Origin of the sequence: Actinacidiphila glaucinigra, assembly GCF_900188405.1 — a bacterium.
In the GTDB taxonomy this organism is placed as follows: Bacteria; Actinomycetota; Actinomycetes; order Streptomycetales; family Streptomycetaceae; genus Actinacidiphila; species Actinacidiphila glaucinigra.
In genome coordinates this window covers 524,860-542,195 of record NZ_FZOF01000001.1, presented here as the reverse complement: position 1 = coordinate 542,195, position 17,336 = coordinate 524,860, and the positions used below count along the sequence as shown (strand labels likewise).

At 73.7% G+C, this 17,336-nt stretch carries 16 protein-coding genes; 9 read left to right on the top strand and 7 right to left on the bottom strand.

The genetic code is table 11. The features are described 5' to 3' along the window. Nucleotides 1-50 precede the first annotated feature (50 nt). The 4 genes from CHF15_RS02510 to CHF15_RS02495 all read left to right on the top strand — a co-directional run bounded on the left by CHF15_RS02510 (nt 51) and on the right by CHF15_RS02495 (nt 5,600). Entirely contained in the window at nt 51-593 is a 543-nt protein-coding gene (locus tag CHF15_RS02510; protein ID WP_089221905.1) for a beta-class carbonic anhydrase, read from the top strand. A 108-nt stretch (nt 594-701) separates the two neighbouring features. Beyond that, nucleotides 702-1,679: an AAA family ATPase gene (locus CHF15_RS02505; protein ID WP_089221904.1), complete on the top strand. Its 978-nt coding sequence runs from the start codon at nt 702-704 to the stop codon at nt 1,677-1,679. 34 nt (nt 1,680-1,713) lie between these two features. After that, nucleotides 1,714-3,057 carry a DUF58 domain-containing protein gene (locus tag CHF15_RS02500; RefSeq protein ID WP_089221903.1) on the top strand — a complete coding sequence of 448 codons (1,344 nt, stop codon included), beginning with the start codon at nt 1,714-1,716 and terminating at the stop codon, nt 3,055-3,057. After that, entirely contained in the window at nt 3,057-5,600 is a 2,544-nt protein-coding gene (locus CHF15_RS02495; protein ID WP_089222179.1) for a transglutaminase TgpA family protein, read from the top strand. The genes CHF15_RS02500 and CHF15_RS02495 overlap by 1 nt, the downstream gene beginning before the upstream one ends. A 157-nt stretch (nt 5,601-5,757) precedes the next feature. Here the strand turns inward: CHF15_RS02495 and CHF15_RS02490 are convergent, their stop codons facing one another. The 3 genes from CHF15_RS02490 to CHF15_RS02480 all read right to left on the bottom strand — a co-directional run bounded on the left by CHF15_RS02490 (nt 5,758) and on the right by CHF15_RS02480 (nt 7,752). Next, nucleotides 5,758-6,168, bottom strand: coding sequence for a DUF3040 domain-containing protein (locus CHF15_RS02490; protein ID WP_089221902.1), 411 nt, complete (start codon nt 6,166-6,168; stop codon nt 5,758-5,760). Between the two features lie 234 nt (nt 6,169-6,402). After that, nucleotides 6,403-7,173: a class I SAM-dependent methyltransferase gene (locus CHF15_RS02485; protein WP_089221901.1), complete on the bottom strand. Its 771-nt coding sequence runs from the start codon at nt 7,171-7,173 to the stop codon at nt 6,403-6,405. An 87-nt stretch (nt 7,174-7,260) separates the two neighbouring features. Next, complete coding sequence (locus CHF15_RS02480) at nt 7,261-7,752, bottom strand: SAV_6107 family HEPN domain-containing protein (RefSeq protein ID WP_089221900.1); 492 nt, start codon at nt 7,750-7,752, stop codon at nt 7,261-7,263. Nucleotides 7,753-7,974: 222 nt separating this feature from the next. Here CHF15_RS02480 and CHF15_RS02475 point away from each other — a divergent pair, with 222 nt between their 5' ends. The 5 genes from CHF15_RS02475 (at nt 7,975) to CHF15_RS02455 (ending at nt 13,945) form a co-directional block, all read left to right on the top strand. Further along, nucleotides 7,975-8,760: an ATP-binding cassette domain-containing protein gene (locus CHF15_RS02475; protein ID WP_089221899.1), complete on the top strand. Its 786-nt coding sequence runs from the start codon at nt 7,975-7,977 to the stop codon at nt 8,758-8,760. Then, on the top strand, nt 8,732-10,846 hold the full coding sequence (locus tag CHF15_RS02470; RefSeq protein WP_089221898.1) for a YhgE/Pip domain-containing protein: 2,115 nt from the start codon (nt 8,732-8,734) through the stop codon (nt 10,844-10,846). Before CHF15_RS02475 ends, CHF15_RS02470 begins: the two co-directional genes overlap by 29 nt. Nucleotides 10,847-10,889: 43 nt before the next feature. Further along, nucleotides 10,890-11,501: a TetR/AcrR family transcriptional regulator gene (locus tag CHF15_RS02465; RefSeq protein ID WP_089221897.1), complete on the top strand. Its 612-nt coding sequence runs from the start codon at nt 10,890-10,892 to the stop codon at nt 11,499-11,501. Between the two features lie 289 nt (nt 11,502-11,790). Continuing rightward, complete coding sequence (locus CHF15_RS02460; protein ID WP_089221896.1) at nt 11,791-12,405, top strand: DUF4126 domain-containing protein; 615 nt, start codon at nt 11,791-11,793, stop codon at nt 12,403-12,405. Nucleotides 12,406-12,415: 10 nt separating this feature from the next. Continuing rightward, nucleotides 12,416-13,945: a phytoene desaturase family protein gene (locus tag CHF15_RS02455; RefSeq protein ID WP_179279624.1), complete on the top strand. Its 1,530-nt coding sequence runs from the start codon at nt 12,416-12,418 to the stop codon at nt 13,943-13,945. Between the two features lie 52 nt (nt 13,946-13,997). Here CHF15_RS02455 and CHF15_RS02450 read toward each other — a convergent pair whose 3' ends face one another. The 4 genes from CHF15_RS02450 to CHF15_RS02435 all read right to left on the bottom strand — a co-directional run bounded on the left by CHF15_RS02450 (nt 13,998) and on the right by CHF15_RS02435 (nt 17,226). Further along, on the bottom strand, nt 13,998-14,966 hold the full coding sequence (locus CHF15_RS02450) for a hypothetical protein (RefSeq protein WP_089221894.1): 969 nt from the start codon (nt 14,964-14,966) through the stop codon (nt 13,998-14,000). 56 nt (nt 14,967-15,022) lie between these two features. Next, nucleotides 15,023-15,940 carry a methylenetetrahydrofolate reductase [NAD(P)H] gene (gene metF / locus CHF15_RS02445; protein ID WP_089221893.1) on the bottom strand — a complete coding sequence of 306 codons (918 nt, stop codon included), beginning with the start codon at nt 15,938-15,940 and terminating at the stop codon, nt 15,023-15,025. 156 nt (nt 15,941-16,096) lie between these two features. After that, entirely contained in the window at nt 16,097-16,813 is a 717-nt protein-coding gene (gene thiE, locus CHF15_RS02440; protein WP_089221892.1) for a thiamine phosphate synthase, read from the bottom strand. Nucleotides 16,814-16,860: 47 nt separating this feature from the next. Further along, a complete protein-coding gene (locus CHF15_RS02435; protein ID WP_089221891.1) occupies nt 16,861-17,226 on the bottom strand; it encodes an Rv2175c family DNA-binding protein in 366 nt (121 codons plus the stop codon). Between the last annotated feature and the right edge of the window lie 110 nt (nt 17,227-17,336).

Below are 17,336 nucleotides of genomic sequence, written 5' to 3'. Positions count from 1 at the left end.
GCCGGACCCCACAGCAGGTCGGAAGAGACCGCGCGCTCTACGGTCGTGTCATGTCGATAAACGCGCATCAGTCCGCGGTTCCCGCCGGCACAGGCACGGCGTCCGTCACCAATCGGCTGGTCGAGGCGAACCGGCGCTACGCGGAGAAGTTCCGCGACCCCGGCATGGACGCCCGCCCCGTGCTCGAGGTGGCCGTGGTCGCCTGCATGGACGCCCGCCTCGACCTGCACAAGGCGCTGGGCCTGGAACTCGGCGACTGCCACACCATCCGCAACGCCGGCGGCGTGGTCACCGACGACACCATCCGCTCGCTCACCATCAGCCAGCGCGCGCTGGGCACCCGCTCGGTCGTGCTGATCCACCACACCGGCTGCGGCCTGGAGTCGCTGACCGAGGAGTTCCGCACGGAGCTGGAGGAGGAGGTGGGCCAGCGTCCCACCTGGGCGGTGGAGTCCTTCCGCGACGTCGACCAGGATGTGCGGCAGTCGATGCAGCGGGTCCGGACGTCCCCCTTCCTGGCCCACACGGACGATGTGCGGGGGTTTGTGTTCGACGTGCACACCGGCCTGCTGCGCGAAATCACAAACGAGTAACGGAAGCGGAGTGACGCGGAGCATAGTTGAAGGAGAGAATGCTTCGTGTGACGGGGAGGGCCGGTCCAGGGATGACCGCGACCCTAGGAACGGGCCGAGGAGAACCGGGTGACGACCTATGACGCACGAGCGAGCCTCAGCGATCTGACTGCCACGGCGGACCGCGTACGCCGGTCGGTGGAGAACGTGATCGAGGGCAAGCCCGAGGTCGTACGGACTGCGCTGACGGTCTTGCTCGCCGAGGGACATCTGCTGATCGAGGATGTCCCCGGCGTCGGCAAGACGATGCTTTCCAAGGCGCTGGCCCGGTCGATCGACTGCTCGGTCCGGCGCATCCAGTTCACGCCGGACCTGCTGCCGTCGGACATCACCGGCGTGAGCGTCTTCGACCAGCAGCGCCGCGACTTCGAGTTCAAACCGGGCGCGATCTTCGCGCAGATCGTGGTCGGCGACGAGATCAACCGCGCGTCGCCCAAGACGCAGTCGGCGCTGCTGGAGTCGATGGAGGAGCGGCAGGTAACCATCGACGGCAGCACCTACCCGCTGCCGAGCCCCTTCATGGTCATCGCCACCCAGAACCCGGTGGAGATGGAGGGAACGTATCCGCTGCCCGAGGCGCAGCGGGACCGCTTCATGGCCAGGGTCTCCATCGGCTACCCCAGCCTGGAGGCCGAACTGGAGATGCTCGACGTGCACGCGGGCGTCAGCCCGCTGGACGATCTGCAGCCGGTCGCCCACGCGCACGAGATCGTCAAACTGGTCGAAGCGGTACGGACGGTGCACGTGTCCGCGGCCGTGCGGCACTACGCGGTGAGCCTGGTGTCGGCCACCCGGGACCACCCGGACCTGAGGCTCGGCGCCTCCCCGCGCGCCACGCTGCACCTGGTGCGCGCGGCACGCGCGGCGGCGGCCCTGGACGGCCGGGACTACGTGCTCCCCGACGACGTCCAGACGCTGGCCTCGGCCGTACTGGCGCACCGTCTGCTGCCGACCGCGCAGGCCCAGTTGAACCGGCGCACCCCGGAGCAGGTCATCGCGGAGATCGTGCAGCGCACGCCGGTCCCCGACCCGTACGGCAACCGGTGACCCGGACGACGGGCGGGGGCGCTGGAGGTGCCGCGTGACCGAGCGTGAAAGCGGCTTCCGGGCCGCCCTGGGCGGCCTCACCACACGCGGCCGCTCCTTCCTCGCCGCGGGGATCGCGGCGGCCGTCTGCGCCTACGTCCTGGGGCAGCCGGACCTGCTGCGGGTCGGCCTGCTGCTGGCCGTGCTGCCGCTGGTCTGCGTCGCGGTCCTGTACCGCACGCGCTACCGCGTCGCCGGCAGCCGCAGGCTGTCGCCCTCGCGCGTGCCGGCGATGTCCGAGGCGCGGGTGCACCTGCGGGTGGACAACGTGTCGCGGCTGCCCACCGGGCTGCTGATGCTCCAGGACCGGGTGCCCTACGTGCTGGGGCCCCGGCCCCGCTTCATCCTGGACCGGGTGGAGCCCGGCGGGCACCGCGAGGTGTCCTACCGGGTCCGCTCCGACCTGCGCGGGCGCTACCCGCTGGGGCCGCTGCAGCTGCGGCTGACCGACCCCTTCGGCATGTGCGAGCTGACCCGCTCCTTCAGCGCGTACGACACCCTGACCGTGGTGCCCCGCGTGGAGCCGCTGCCGCCGGTCAAGCTCAAGGGCGACTCCTCCGGCTACGGGGAGAGCCGCACCCGGGCGCTGGCCCTGGCCGGTGAGGACGACGTGATCCCGCGCGGCTACCGCCACGGCGACGACCTGCGCCGGGTGCACTGGCGCTCCACCGCCAAGTACGGCGAGCTCATGGTGCGCCGGGAGGAGCAGCCGCACCGCGCCAGGTGCACGGTGCTGCTGGACACCCGTGCCGTGGGGTACTTCGGCGCCGGTCCCGACTCGGCCTTCGAGTGGGCGGTGTCCGGGGCGGCGTCGGTGGCGATGCACATGCTGGAGCGCGGGTACTCCGTCCGGCTGCTCACCGACACCGGCAGCACGGTGCCCGGGTCCGAGGGATTCGGCGGCACCGAATCCTCGGACGCGGCAGGCGCCATGCTGGACACCCTGGCCGTGGTCGACCACTCGGACGGCGCCGGGCTCTCCCGCGCGCTCGACGTGCTGCGCACGGGCAGCGAGGGCCTGCTGGTGGCCTTCTTCGGGGACCTCGACGAGGAGCAGGCCGCGATGGCGGGGCGGATGCGTCAGCGGGCGGGGGCGGCCGTCGCCTTCGTCCTGGACAGCGCAGCCTGGGGCGCCCTGGACGAGGACGGGACGGCACAGCCCGCGGCCCCGCGGCCGGACACCGGTGGGGACGCCCCCGAGGGCGCCGCGGCGCGGACCGTGCGGATGCTGCACGAGGCGGGCTGGACGGTGCTCCAGGCCTCCGCCGGCGACGGGCTGCCCGATCTGTGGCAGCGGGCCGACCGGCACCGGTCGCGCGAGGAGGCGGGGACGCGATGATGAGCGGACGGGGACGGCTCGCGGTCTGCGCGGCGGCGGCGACATTGATGACCGCCTGCTCGCTGCTGCCGCTGGCGACGCCGAACTCGTGGATCCTGCAGGCCGTCTTCCTGGTGCTGCTGCAGAGCGGGGTGGGTGCGCTGACCCGCCGGGCGCCACTGGCCCGGCCGCTGACCGTACTGGCACAGGCGGTGTTCTCGCTGCTGGTGCTGACCTTGATGTTCGCGAGCGAGCAGGCCCTGCTCGGGTTCCTGCCCGGGCCCGCCGCCTACACCCAGTTCGGCAACCTGCTGACGGCCGCGATGCAGGACGTGACCCAGTTCGCCATCCCGGCGCCGGTCACCCCCGGCATCCGGCTGCTGCTGCTCGGCGGGGTGCTGCTGATCGGGCTGGCCGTGGACGCGCTGGCGGTGACCTACGGCAGCGCGGCCCCGGCCGGGCTGCCGCTGCTCGCGCTGTACTCGATCGCGGCGGGACTGGCCGGGGGCGACGGCACCCGCTGGCCGTACTTCCTGCTGGCCGCCGTCGGCTACCTGATGCTCCTGCTGGCCGAGGGCCGCGACCGGATCTCCCGCTGGGGCCGGGTCTTCGGCGGCGTCGGATCCGGGGCGCGCGCCGGCTACGGAGGGCCGACCGGGGCGGTGGCCCCGGTGCGGACCGGGCGCCGTATCGGGGCGATGGCACTCGGCATCGCCCTGGTGGCGCCGGCCGTGCTGCCCTCCATGGGCGTGGGGCTGCTGCCGACCGGGGGCTCCGGCTCGGGCAACGGGCGCGGCGGCGGAACGATCTCCGCGGTCAACCCCGTGGTCGCGCTCCAGGACAACCTGAACCAGTCCGATGACCGGGTGGTGCTCCGCTACCGGACGAACGCCGTCTCCAACGCGGACATGTATCTGCGGATCGTGGCGCTCGACCGCTTCACCGGTGACAAGTGGGAGCCCGCCCAGCGTTCCCTCACCGGCGTGCCCAAGGTGCTGCCCAGCCCCCAGGGGCTCGGCCCCGAAGTCAAGGCCGCGGAGGTCGCCACCTCGGTCGCGGCGGACAAGAGCTACGTCCAGATGTGGCTGCCGCTGCCGTACCCGGCCACCCAGGTGCAGGTCGACGGGCGCTGGCGCTTCGAGACCACGGGCCGCACCATCATCGGCGACCGGGGCCAGACCACCTCCGGCACGCAGTACCAGGTCAGCAGCCTGGCCCTGGAGCCGACCGCGCAGCAGCTGGCCAGCGCGCCGCCGGCCGACGACCGGCTGCGGGCCGAGTACACGAAGGTGCCGGACTCGCTGCCGCAGGTGGTGGCGCAGACGGCCCTGGACGTCACCAAGGACGCCGGCAACGACTACGAGCGGGCCCTCGCCCTACAGCGGTGGTTCACCTCGGGCGCCTTCTCGTACGACACCTCGGTGCGCTCCGGCACCGGCGTGCAGGCGATCACCCGCTTCCTGCGCAACAAGGAAGGGTTCTGCATCCACTTCGCCTTCACCATGGCGGCGATGGCGCGGACCCTGGGCATCCCGGCGCGGGTGGCGGTCGGCTTCACGCCCGGCACCGCGGAGGCGGACGGCGCGTACGCGGTGGGGCTGAAGGACGCTCACGCCTGGCCCGAGCTGTACTTCGAGGGTGTCGGCTGGACGCGGTTCGAGCCCACGCCCACCCGTGGCACCCTGCCGGGCTACACCCAGGAGACGGCCACCTCCGACACGGGGCCCTCGGCACCCGACACGCCGGAGGAGTCCGCGGGGGCGGGCGCGAGCACCGGCCCGACCGTGGCCCCGACCTGCGTGGGCAAGGACGCCCAGCTCGGCAACTGCGACCCCCTGGCGCAGGCCTCGGGCATCGACGGGGATGACGAGGGGCTGTGGCCGCGGATCTTCGAGTGGACGCTGCGCGTCCTCGCCTGGGCCGTGGTGCCGCTGGTGGTGCTCGTCCTGCTGCTGCCGCTGTTCTGGCGGCGCAGGCAGCGTTTCCAGCGGCTGGGCGGCGGCCAGGACCCGGCCGCCCTGGCGGCGTGGCTGGAGCTCACCGGGCGCGCCCGGGGCACGGCGGCGGACGGCGGGGACGGGCAGGGCGGGGCCTCGAAGGCCCTCACCCCCGGCGAGCTGGACGCCATGGGCGCCCGCGACGGCGCCCGGACCCTGGCGGCCTGGCTGGAGCTGATCGACACCGCCTGGGACTACGGTCTGCGGCCCGACGAGTCCGAGACACCGCGCCGGGTCGCGGGGCGCCTCGTCGGCGACGGTGGCCTGGAAGGGGCCGCCGCGGAGGCGGCGCAGCGTCTGGCGACCGCGGTGGAGCAGGCCCTGTTCTCGCCGCGGCCGCCGACCGCCACGGGCTCGGCCAAGGACGTGCAGTTGGTCCGGGAGGGGCTGCGCAGGAACGCGGACGCCAAGACGCGGATCCGCGCCGTGCTGCTGCCGCGGTCCGCGGTCCGGGTCGTGTGGCGGTCCGCGGAGCGCTGGTCCGCGTTCTCGGCCCGCGTGTCGGCCCGGCTGCGCGGTGCGGGTGACGCCGTGAAGCGGCCGCTGCGGCAGCGCCGGACCTCCTGAGGGCTCCCGGGGGCGGCCGGATGGCCGCCCCCGGGAGCCCGCACGGCGCGCACGCCGTGTGTCGCACGCCGCGGCACCACGGGGCGACAGCAGAGCGGCATGGCGAAGGGGGCGGGGTTCCGACCGGAACCCCGCCCCCTTCGTCTTCGTCTGTGTGTCAGTGGCCCTGTTCGTCGCGGCGCCGCTGCCAGCGCTCCTCGATGCGGTCCATCATCTTGCGCCGCGGCTGGTTGCGACGGCCCCGTCCGGCGGCCCCCTGCTGGGGCTGCCCCGCGGGAGCGGCGGCCGCACCCGGTTTGGCGGCACGACGCCAGCCGGTGACGGCGAGAACGGCACAGCCGAGCATCACGAGGAAGCCCACGACGCTGATCCAGGGCTGCTGGGCGATCATGCCGCCCATCAGCAGCCCGATGCCCACCAGGAAGCCCGCCACAGCCAGGTAGACGCGCCGCCTGGTGTAGGTGCGCAGCCCGCTTCCCTCAAGCGCCGACGCGAACTTGGGATCTTCGGCGTACAGCGCTCGCTCCATCTGCTCGAGCATGCGCTGCTCGTGCTCCGAGAGCGGCACGGAGTCCTCCTCCTCGTCGGTCGCGGGGGAGCGACCGGTACGACCCTTCCAGGATAGGCAGGGAATCGCCCCCGTGAAACCCGCCCCACTACGCCAATCCGACGGGGGGTGTTTTCCCCGTCGAACGCCACGTCATGCCAGCATAAGGCCCTTGACCGGGAATCGGGGGGCGTGTGACGGACTCCTCCCGCTGGGTGACCGGAAGAGGCAACGCCGGCCGCCTCCCGTTCCGGCTCAGCCGCGCTCGGCAAGCACGTGCAGCTGGGTCGCCACGGCGTGGAAGGCGGGCTGCTCGGCGGCGGCCAGTTCCAGCCTCAGCAGGGCGTCCATCGCGCCCGGTTCGGTGTCCACCAGGACGCCGGGCACCAGGTCGGCGAAGACGCGGACGCCGTGCACCGATCCGACCCGCAGCCCGGCGTCGGCGACCAGGGCGGTGAGCTCGTCGGCGGTGAAGCGGCGGGGCATCGGATCGCCCTCGCCCCAGCGGCCGTCGGGGTCGTCCAGGGTGTGCCGGGCCTCGCCGAAGTGACCGGCGAGTGCCCGGGCGAGGACGGCACCGTGGCGGCCGGCGGCGAGCAGGCTGAGGGCGCCGGCGGCGCGCAGGGTGCCGGCGGCGTTCCGCACTCCCTCGGCGGGGTCGTCCACGTACTCCAGGACGCCGTGGCAGAGCACGACGTCGTGGCTGCCGGCCGGCACGACGTCGAGCAGCCCGTGGGCGTCGCCCTGGACCCCGCGGACACGTTCGGTGACGCCCGCCTCCGCCGCACGGCGTTCGAGGGCGAAGAGGGCGTCGGGGCTCGGGTCGACCACGGTGACCCGGTGGCCCAGACTGGCAACGGGCACCGCGAAGTTGCCGGTGCCGCCACCGGTGTCGAGCACGTCGAGGACGTCCCGTCCGGCGGCCTTGGCCTGCCGGTCCAGCGCATCGCGCAGGACCTCCCAGACCACGGCGGTACGCAGGGCTGCGCGGGGCCGCAGCGGTTCGGCCCCTCCTGGACGGGACATGCGGACGGCTCCTCGCGGACGGGCGGGGCTGGGGACCGGTCGGCCCAGCCTGGGACCCACTCTAGTGGGCTGCCGCCCGGCGGCCGATCAAGCGGGACGGCCGGTCTGCGGCCGGTCCAGCACGGGTTGCAGCGCCAGCATGCGCTCCACGAGCCGCAGGAACATCTCCGTCGCGCGGACGAGGTCGTCGGCCTCGCGGGCGCTGACCGCGCCCTGGATGCCGGCCTCGGCGCGGGCCCGCTGCTGGGCGCCCGCCTCGAACAGGGCGCTCCACTCCGCCAGTTCGGGCGCGACCTCGGGCAGCACCTCCCAGGCGCTGCGTATCCGCTGCCGGCGCCGCCTGGTGGGTTCGGGGCGGCCGCGCACGGCGAGGACGGCGGCCGCGGTACGCAGGGCGGCCAAGTGGGCGGTGGCGAAGCGGTCGTTGGGGATCTCCAGGACGGCGGCCTCGTCGAGCCCCCGCCGGGCCTGGACGAGCAGGTCGAGGGCGGCCGCGGGGGCGTTGGCCCTGCGCAGCACGGGGTGGACGTCGGCGGCACTGCCGCTGGCGACGGCGCCGCTGCGGACTGACGCGGTCATCACATACCTCCTGTCTTCGCATGACGTGTCCGACACTTCCCTGCCTTCACCACTCATCGTGAAGCACACCTCTGACAATCGCGCTGACCTGCGAAAACGGCGGCCGCGGGCCGGACGGCGGTCCCTCGTACGTCCTCGAACGTCCCGGGATTCGCGGCCCGGCGGCCCCGTGGGCTAGAGTTTTTGCACTGACCAGTCAGTTCAAAAGAAAGGAGTGACCGGGTGATCACCGCCGAGGGGTTCGGGCTCGAGGGGCCCCGGGGCCGGGTGTTCCGGGACGTCACCTTCACCGCGCCGGCGGGCAGTCTGATCGCCGTCGAGGGAGCTTCCGGCTCGGGCCGGACCTGCCTGCTGTTGTCGCTGACCGGGCGTATGCGCGCCACCGAGGGCCGGGCCGAGGTGGCCGGGCTCCGGCTGCCCAAGCAACTCGCCGCGGTCCGCCGCGTCGCCGCGCTCGGCTCCGTCACCGGGGTCTCGGAACTCGACCCCGCCCTCACCGTCGGCGAGCACCTGCGCGAACGCGCGCTGCTGCGGCGGCGGTTCGGTGGCTCGCTGCGCGAACTGCTGCGGCCCGGCGGGACCGAAGCGGCGCGCGTCGACGAGGCGCTCTCGGCCGCCGGGCTGGACCTGTCGGCACTGCCCAAGGCCGAACGCACCGCCGCCCGGGACCTGGAGCGGCTCGAGGCCCTGCGCCTGGGCACCGCCCTCGCGCTGCTGACCCGTCCCGAGGTGCTGGCGGTGGACGACACCGACCACAAGCTGGCGCCGGCCGAACGCGAGCGGGCCTGGGCGATGCTGCGCGGCATCGCCGCGAACGGCACGACCGTGCTGGCGGTGTGCACGCAGGCACCGGAGGACGCCGTGGTGGTACGCACCCGGGCACCCGCCGCGGACGGCCACGCGGACGGCCACGCGACCGAGCGCGACGCCGAGCACCGCGACGAGCACCACGACGACACCGACGAGGAAGGGGCGGCCGATGCGCACGCCGAGGCTGGCAGCGCTTGAGCTGAGGAAGTTCGGCAGGGGTCGGCTGCCACGCGCGGCCATGGTGTCGCTGCTGCTCCTGCCGCTGCTCTACGGCGCCCTGTACCTGTGGTCGTTCTGGGACCCCTACGGGCGGCTGGACAAGATCCCCGTCGCCCTGGTGAACGCCGACGAGGGCGCCACCGTGGACGGACGACGGCTCGCCGCGGGCGACTCCATCGTGGACGGCCTGCGGGAGAGCGGCACCTTCGACTGGCACGAGACCGGCGCCGCCGAGGCCGCCAGGGGCGTCCAGGACGGCGACTACTACCTGTCGCTCACCATCCCGCGGGACTTCAGCGCGCGCGTCGCGTCGAGCTCGGGCGACCACCCGCGCACCGGCGCGCTCCAGGTGCGCACCAACGACGCCAACAACTACATCGTGGGGCAGATCTCGCGAACGGTCTTCTCCGAAGTGCGGTCCGCCGCCTCCACCAAGGCGTCGAGGAACTTCTACGACCGGATCTTCGTGGCCTTCTCCGACCTCCACGACGAGACGGTCGAGGCCGCCGACGGCGCCGACGACGTCACCAAGGGCGCGGGCACGGCCCGTACGGGCTCCAAGAAGCTCGGCGACGGCATCTCCGGCGCCGAGGACGGCGCGCGGCGGCTGGCCGACGGCCTGCACACGGCGAAGCAGGGCAGCGGTTCCCTCGCCGGCGGGCTGGGAGCGCTCGACACCGGAGCGGGGCAGGTCGCCGCGGGGACGCAGTCACTGGCGGACAAGGTCAACGGCGCCTCGGACGAACTGACCTTCGTCAGAGAGCACGTCAAGGAGATCAACGCGGTGGCGCTGGTCGTCGCCCGCGGCTCGCAGGCCGCCCGCGACGGCATCGACGACCTGCCGGGGCAGGCGGCGCGGTCGGCCCAGGACGCCGAGGACGCCGCCGCGGGGATCCACGACGCCTATGACGAGCAGTGCCCCCTGGGCGCGGTCACCCCGCAGTGCCGGACGCTGCGGAAGGCCGTCGACGCCGCCGACGACGTGGCGGACGTCGCGCGCCGCCTCGACACCTATGTGCACGGGCACTCCGCGGACCTGGACGGGCTCCGCGACGACCTGGGCACGCTGCACTCGGCGGCCGTGGAGCTGTCCGACCCGGCGCTCGCCACGAAGCTCCAGAGCGCCGTCGACGGCGTCAACCGGCTCAACGACGGCGCCCACAAGGTGGCGAAGGGACTGCGGACCGCCTCCGCCGGCGCGGGCGCCCTGGACGCCGGGCTGCGGGACCTGGCCTCGGGCGCCGACACCCTGGCGGGCGGTATGTACCGGCTTTCGGACGGCAGCAACCGGCTGACGACCGGCCTGACCCGGCTCACCGACGGCAGCGGGCAGCTCGCCGACGGCCTGCACGACGGCGCGTCCCGGATCCCCGACTACGACGGCCCGGAGCGCGCCGGCCGCACCGAGGTGATGGCCGACCCGGTCCGGCTCGCCGCGCGGTCGGTGCACAGGGCGCCCAACTACGGCACGGGCTTCGCCCCCTACTTCATCCCGCTGTCGCTGTGGGTCGGCGCGATGGTCGCCTACATGCTGCTGCAGCCGCTCAGCAGGCGCGCCATGGCCGCGGGCGCCCCCGCCCGGCGGATCGCCGTGGCCGGGTGGCTGCCGGTGCTGGCCATAGGGGTGCTACAGACGCTGGCCCTGATGGCGGTGCTGCACTGGGCGATCGGCCTGCAGATGGTGCGGCCGGCCGGGACGATCGGCTTCCTCTTGCTGGTGACCGCCTGCTTCGCCGCCGTCGTGCAGTGGCTCAACGCCCGCTTCGGGCCGGCCGGCCGCGTGCTGGTGCTGGCGCTGCTCATGCTGCAGCTCACCTCGGCGGGCGGCACCTACCCGGTGCAGACCAGTCCGGACTTCTTCAACGCGATCCACCCCTTCCTGCCGATGACCTACGTCGTCGAGGGGCTGCGCCACCTCATCACGGGCGGTGGGCTCTGGCCGGTGTGGCGGGCCGTCCTGGTGCTGCTCGCCTTCACCGCGGGGGCGCTGGCGCTGACCGCGGTGTCGGCCCGCCGCAAGCAGGTGTGGACGGTGGACCGGCTGCATCCGGAGCTCTCCCTGTGAGGCCGCGCCGATACGACCGCCCGGAGCGTAGAGAATCGTCGTCATGAACAGTGCACGACGGCAGGCCACCCGGCAGAGGCTCTTCCAGGCCGCGGTCACGCTCATCGCCGAGCAGGGTTTCTCCGCGACGACGGTCGACGAGATCGCCGAGCGCGCCGGGGTGGCCAAGGGCACCGTCTACTACAACTTCGCCAGCAAGAACGAGCTCTTCGAGGAGCTGCTGAGGCACGGCGTGGGCCTGCTGACGGCCTCCCTGCGGGAGGCGGGCGCCGACGTCACCGCGCGCGGCGGCAGCCACGTGGACGCCATCGACGCGATGGTCAGGGCCGGGCTCGCCTTCATCGCGGAGTACCCGTCCTTCACGCAGCTGTACGTGGCCGAGCTGTGGCGGACCAACCGCGCCTGGCAGGACACGCTCATGGTGCTGCGCAAGGAGGCGGTCGCGGTCGTGGAGCAGACGCTGCGCGACGCGGTGGCGGCGGGCGAGCTGTCCGAGGAGATCGACGTGCCGCTCACGGCGGCCGCGCTCTTCGGGATGGTGCTCGTGGCGGCGCTGGACTGGCTGTCCTTCCAGCCCGAGCGTTCGATCGACGACGTGCACGCGGCCCTGTCGCGGCTCCTGCAGGGACGGGTCGCGGGGCACGCCCGCGCCTGAGCGCGCCCGGTGGCGCACCGCCCCGGCGCGGCCCGATCCCCCGTCGGGCCGTTCCGGGACGGCGCTCCCCCGTGCACCCCCGCTCCGGCCGGGCGTCGCAGCCGTTCCGCCGCCCCGTGTCGGCGGTGCCGGTGCCGTGCCCTTCCGTTGCCTCCACCTTGGCGTCCGGGCCGGTCCGCGCTCATCCGCGCAGGTACTCAAGTGGGGGTCTGAGTACAGGTACTCATCACCGGGTCGTATCGCTCAAAGGCGGCGGTGCCTTTCCGGGGGTTCGGTAGCATCACGGCCCATGTCGGTACTTCCGCTCGTGTTCACCAGCGGCTGGGCGAGCGGGATCAACGCCTACGCCGTGGTCTTCCTGCTGGGCCTGATGGGCGTCACAGGCGTCAGCGACGAGGTGCCGCCGGCGCTGGAGCGCACCGACGTGCTGGTCGTCGCGGGGATCCTGTTCCTCTGCGAGGCGGTCGCGGACAAGATCCCGTACGTGGACACCACGTGGGACGCCGTGCACACGGCGATCCGGCCGGTCGCCGGAGCTGTGGTGGCGGCCCTGCTGGCCGGACAGGACGGCTCGCTGCCGCAACTGGCGGCGGGCGCGGTCGGCGGGACGACGGCGCTGGTGAGCCATCTGGTGAAGGCCGGGCTCCGGTTGGGCGTCAACACCTCTCCGGAACCCGCGAGCAACATCGTTATCAGCCTGGCGGAGGACGCCGGCGTCGCCACGATCATCGTCTTCGCGCTCTTCCACCCGGTGGCCGCGGCCTGCGTCGCGGCGGTGCTGCTGGTGCTGGGCATCATTTTGGTGATCTTCATACTGTCGCGGATCCGCCGTGCCTGGCAGCGCTGGAAGGCCCGAAGAGAGCGCCGCAAGGCCGGTCGCGGCGTTGTCGGTGGCTGGGGCTAGAGTCCCCCTCATGGCACGGATTGCGGTGATCGGCGCGGGGATGGGCGCCATGGCTGCCGCCGCCCGGCTCGCGATCGGCGGGCACCGGGTGGCGGTGTACGAGCGCGCCGGCACCCACGGGGGCGCGGTGCGGCGGCTGGAGCGCGCGGGCTTCGGGTTCGACACGGGCCCCGGTCTGCTGCACCTGCCGGCGGTCTACCGCGACCTGTTCGTCAAGACCGGCAGGGAGAGTCTGGAGGACAGCGTCTCACTCGCCCAGGTCGACCCGGCGAGCCGCCACGTCTTCTCCGACGGCACGTCCGTGTCGCTGCCCAACGCGTCGCGCGGCGGCGTCGTCGCGGCCCTGGACGCGGCGCTCGGCACCGGCGCGGGCGAGCGCTGGAGCGAGCTGCTGGTGCGGGCCCGGGAGGTCTGGGACGCCACGCGCCGCCCCCTGCTGGAGGACGCGCTCGCGGGCGACCCGTCCGCGCTCGGCCGCGATCCGTATCCGGCGCCCGCCGTACGCCGTGGGCTGTTCCGGCGCGGCGCACCCACCCTGGCCGACGTCGCCCGGCGTGAACTGGACGATCCGCGGCTCGCCGCACTGCTCGGCTCCCACGCCCTGGCGTACGGCTTCGACCCGCGTACCGCGCCCGCGAGCGCCGCCGTGCTGCCGTACATGGAGCAGACCTTCGGCAGTTGGTACGTGCGCGGCGGCATGCGGGCACTGGCCGACGCCGTGCACGCGCGGTGCGTGGCGCGGCGGGTGGAGTTCCACTTCGGGACCGGGGTCGCGGGGATCGTGGAGAAGGACGGCCGCGCGGCCGGCCTCGAACTCGCCGACGGCACAAGGGTGGAGGCCGACACCGTGGTCGCCGGTGTCGCCCCGTGGCTGCTGCCCCCGCTGGTCTCGCACGGCGCCGCTGGCGCCTGGCCCGCCGACCGGGTGTGGGACGGGGTCGGTCCCGGCCCCCGCTGCGAGGGCCCAGGGCGCCTCACGGTCTGCCTGGCGCTGCGCGGGGCCCGGCCCTCGGACGCCGTGCACCGTACGGTGGTGCACACCGCGGACCTGCAGGCCGAGGCGGCGGCCGTGGCGCGCGGCGAGCTGTACGACAGCCCGACGGTCACGGTGCTGCGCCCCGACGACGACGCCCTGCGGCCCGACGGCGCCTCGGAGTCGGTCACGCTCGGCGTGACGGTCCCGCCCCACGGCCCCTCGGGGGTGGACTGGCGTGCGCCGGGCCTGGCCGAGCGCGCCGCGGACGCGGCGCAGGCGGCCGCGGCCGCCGTGCTGCCCGATCTGACGGACCGCCTGCTGTGGCGGGCCGTGCACACCCCCGCCGACACCGAGGAGGAGACCGGCACCCCGGGCGGCCGGCTCCCCCGCCCCGCCCTGGCGGGCGCGGACGGGACACATCTGCACCCCGGCAACCGGCTGCTCGTCCCGGGTCTGTACCTGGTGGGCGGCTGGTCCCACCCCGGCGGCGGCCTCGCCCACACCGGCATGTCCGGTGCCATCGCCGCCGACCTCGTCATGGGCGGCCCGGGCGGCAGCCGCTGAGTCGCGCGCGCCGCTGCCGCCGCCGGCCTGCCGACGGGCCCGCCGTCGGGCGCTAGTTGTAGCGGTAGGGGTCGTACTGGTCGTACTGCCCCTGGCCCTGGCCCTGCTGCTGCGCCTGCTGCTGGCCCTGCTGGTCGTAGGAGTTCTGCTGCTGCGGGGCGTAGGGCTGCTGCTCCCCGCCCTGCTGCGGCACCCACACGCCGCCCGCCGGGGTGTCGTAGCCGTACTGCTGCTGCTGTGGAGCGCCCTGCCCCTGGTACGGGTCCTGGTAGCCGCCCGCGTAGTTGCCGTAGGCCGTCTGCTGCTGCTCCCAGCCGCCGGTCTGCTGCTGCTGGCCGTAGCCGTCGTACGAGGCGGCGGCGGGCTGCTGTTGCTGCTGGCCGCCGTTCCAGTCGCCGTAGCCGGTGGTGGCGTCGTAGTTCTGGTAGCCGGCGCCGGCGCCCGCGTAGGGGTCCTGGGCGTAGTTCGGCTGCGGCTGCCCGTCGTACATCGGGTACTCGCCGCTCTCCTCGTGCATGGGCATGGGCTGGTAGACCTGCGTGGAGTCCGTCCCCGCGGGGGCCGCGGCGGCCTGGCCGGCGGTGGCGTAGCTGTCGTAGGACTGCCCGACGCCCGCACCGGCCGGGGCCTCGTTGCCGGGCTCCTCGTACGGCGTCGACAGGTCGTCGGCAGACGGCTCTTCGTACTGCGCGCCCCGGCCGCGGCGCCCGGCGCCACGGCGCGGCAGCGGCGGCGCGTCGTCGTCCTCGTCGTCGGCACCCTCCTTGGGGGAACGCAGCGCCCAGCCCTCGACGAAGCCTCGGCGGTAGGAGAGCGTGACGAAGGTCTGGCCGGCGCCGAAGGCGAGCGCACCCACCACGATGACGAGGACCGAGGGCAGGTAGACGCCCAGGACGACTCCGAGGAACCCCGCGAAGGCCAGCAGGCGCCACCTCAGCCGTGCCTTGTACTGCAGCAGCACTTCACCGAGCAGCCACAGCGCGACCACCCCGAAGGCGATGTAGAGCACTGTGTAGGCCATGAGCGCACTTCCTCACCGTTCACCGTCGTCGGCCAACAGGGGCGGCTGGTCCGCCCTCACGACCTCTGGTGCAGTCCCAGATTCTCGTAGATTTCCAACGACGCCGTGGAGTGATTAAGGGTAATGAAGTGCAGCCCCGGGATGTCCTCGGCCATCAGCCGCCGGCACATCTCCGTCGCGTACTCGACCCCGATCGCCCGCACCGCGGCCGGATCGTCCTTGACCGCGAGGATACGGTCCGCGAGCTCCTGCGGGAAAGGCGCGTTGCCGAGCTGGGCGAAGCGCTCGATCTGCCGCACGTTCGTGACCGGCATGATCTCGGGGATGATCGGGGTCTCGCAGCCCGCCTTCCCGACCCGGTCACGCAGGCGCAGGTAGTCCTCGGCGTTGAAGAACATCTGGGTGATGGCGTAGTCCGCGCCCGCCCGGCACTTCTCGACGAAGTGACGCGTATCACTTTCCCAGTCGGCCGAGCGGGGGTGCATCTCCGTGAAGGCGGCGACGCCCACGCAGAAGTCGCCCGACTCCTTGATGAGCCGCACCAGTTCGTAGGCGTAGTCGACGCCCTCCGGGTGCCGCAGCCACTCCCCCATGGGGTCGCCGGGCGGGTCCCCGCGCAGCGCGAGCATGTTGCGGATGCCCGCGTCCGCGTACTGGCCGATGATGTTGCGCAGCTCGGCGATGGAGTGGTCGACCGCGGTCAGGTGGGCGACCGGGGTCAGGGTGGTGTCGGAGGCGATCCGCTCGGTCGCCCGGACCGTGCCCTCCCGGGACTTGCCGCCCGCGCCGTAGGTGACGGAGACGAACGTCGGGCCCACCGCCTCGATGCGGCGGATCGCGTTCCACAGGGTCCGCTCGCCCTTCTCGGTCCTCGGCGCCATGAACTCGAAGGAGTACGAGCGCTCACCGGAGGCCAGCAGCTCACGAATGGTGACCGCATGATCGGTCCTGGTGGAGGCGGTTCCGAGGGCCATGCGCCTCAGGCTAGCGGCGAGAGCTGGGCCGTCCCAACAGGCGACGCCCAAATGTCCACCCCTTGGACATCCGGCGCTCGCGGCGCGAGACGGCCCCGCGGGGCGCCCGGCAGCCGTAAGCCACCCGGCCGGCGCGGGCCCCCGCCGGGACCTCGCTCACCCGTCGTACGCGCGCACCCGCTTGGCCAGCTCGGCCGCCGCGGCACCCGGGTCGTCCGCCTCCGTCACGGCCCGTACGACCACGATCCGGCGGGCCCCGGCGTCGAGCACCTGCTCCACGTTGGCCAGGTCGATCCCGCCGATCGCGAACCACGGCCGGTCCGTGCCCAGGCCCGCCGCGTAGCGGACCAGGCCGATTCCGGGCGCGGACCGGCCGGGCTTGGTCGGGGTGGGCCAGACCGGCCCGGTGCAGAAGTAGTCCGCACCGGGCTCCGCGGCGGCCGCGGCCGCCTCCGCCTCGGAGTGGCAGGACCGCCCGATGATCACCTCGTCGCCGAGGATCGCGCGGGCGGCCGGCACGGGCAGGTCGCCCTGGCCCAGGTGCAGGACGTCCGCCCCGGCGGCGTGCGCCACGTCGGCGCGGTCGTTCACCGCGAGCAGCCTGCCGTGGCGTCCGCACTCCTCCGAGAGGACCGCGAGGTACTCCAGCTCCTCACGGGCCTCCAGGCCCTTGTCGCGCAGCTGGATGACGTCCACCCCGGAGGCCAGCACGGCGTCCGCGAACGCCGCGAACTCCGCCAGGCCTCCGTGGCTCCTGCGCGCGTCCGTGCACAGGTAGAGCCGGGCATCGGCGAGCTGGGCGCGGGTACTGCTGCTCGGGCTGGTGCTCGTGCTGCTGCTCGTGCTGCTGCTCGTGCTCGTACGCGTGCTCATACGGGCGGGTCCCCCTCGGGTGGCTGCGTCGGTGGCGGGTCGTACGGTCAGACGGCGAGCGCCTGGGCGCGCCGCTTCACCTCGGTGCCGCGGTTGTCGCGCAGCGCTTGGACGGGGGTGCCGGGCAGGCTCTCGTCCGGGGTGAACAGCCACTCCAGGGCCTCTTCGTCGCTGAACCCGTCGTCCTTGAGGACGGTGAGGGTGCCCACGAGGCCCTTGACGATCTTCTCCTCGCCGATGAAGTCGGCGGGGATCATCAGCGCCCGGTTCTCACCGCGCCGCACGGCGATGAGCTGGCCCTCCTTGATGAACTGGCGGACCCGGGTCACCTCGACGCCGAGGCGTTCGGCGACGTCGGGTACGTACAGCCAGGAGGGGACGAGGGAGTCGGTCTTTGCGTCGATCTCGGTCACAGGACAAGCGTGCCATCCCGGACCGACACCATGGAACCGCTCACGCCCCCCGTTGCTCCGTCCTGACGGGTCCGCTACGCGCCGCCGACGCCGCAGCGCCCGTCCGGCCC

Coding starts and splice junctions, on each gene's coding strand:
- CHF15_RS02450 (WP_089221894.1), bottom strand. CDS start 14,966: ATGGCCTACACAGTGCTCTACATCGCCTTCGGGGTGGTCGCGCTGTGG.
- CHF15_RS02465 (WP_089221897.1), top strand. CDS start 10,890: ATGAACAGTGCACGACGGCAGGCCACCCGGCAGAGGCTCTTCCAGGCC.
- CHF15_RS02495 (WP_089222179.1), top strand. CDS start 3,057: ATGAGCGGACGGGGACGGCTCGCGGTCTGCGCGGCGGCGGCGACATTG.
- CHF15_RS02485 (WP_089221901.1), bottom strand. CDS start 7,173: ATGTCCCGTCCAGGAGGGGCCGAACCGCTGCGGCCCCGCGCAGCCCTG.
- metF (WP_089221893.1), bottom strand. CDS start 15,940: ATGGCCCTCGGAACCGCCTCCACCAGGACCGATCATGCGGTCACCATT.
- thiE (WP_089221892.1), bottom strand. CDS start 16,813: ATGAGCACGCGTACGAGCACGAGCAGCAGCACGAGCAGCAGCACGAGC.
- CHF15_RS02470 (WP_089221898.1), top strand. CDS start 8,732: ATGCGCACGCCGAGGCTGGCAGCGCTTGAGCTGAGGAAGTTCGGCAGG.
- CHF15_RS02460 (WP_089221896.1), top strand. CDS start 11,791: ATGTCGGTACTTCCGCTCGTGTTCACCAGCGGCTGGGCGAGCGGGATC.
- CHF15_RS02510 (WP_089221905.1), top strand. CDS start 51: ATGTCGATAAACGCGCATCAGTCCGCGGTTCCCGCCGGCACAGGCACG.
- CHF15_RS02455 (WP_179279624.1), top strand. CDS start 12,416: ATGGCACGGATTGCGGTGATCGGCGCGGGGATGGGCGCCATGGCTGCC.
- CHF15_RS02480 (WP_089221900.1), bottom strand. CDS start 7,752: ATGACCGCGTCAGTCCGCAGCGGCGCCGTCGCCAGCGGCAGTGCCGCC.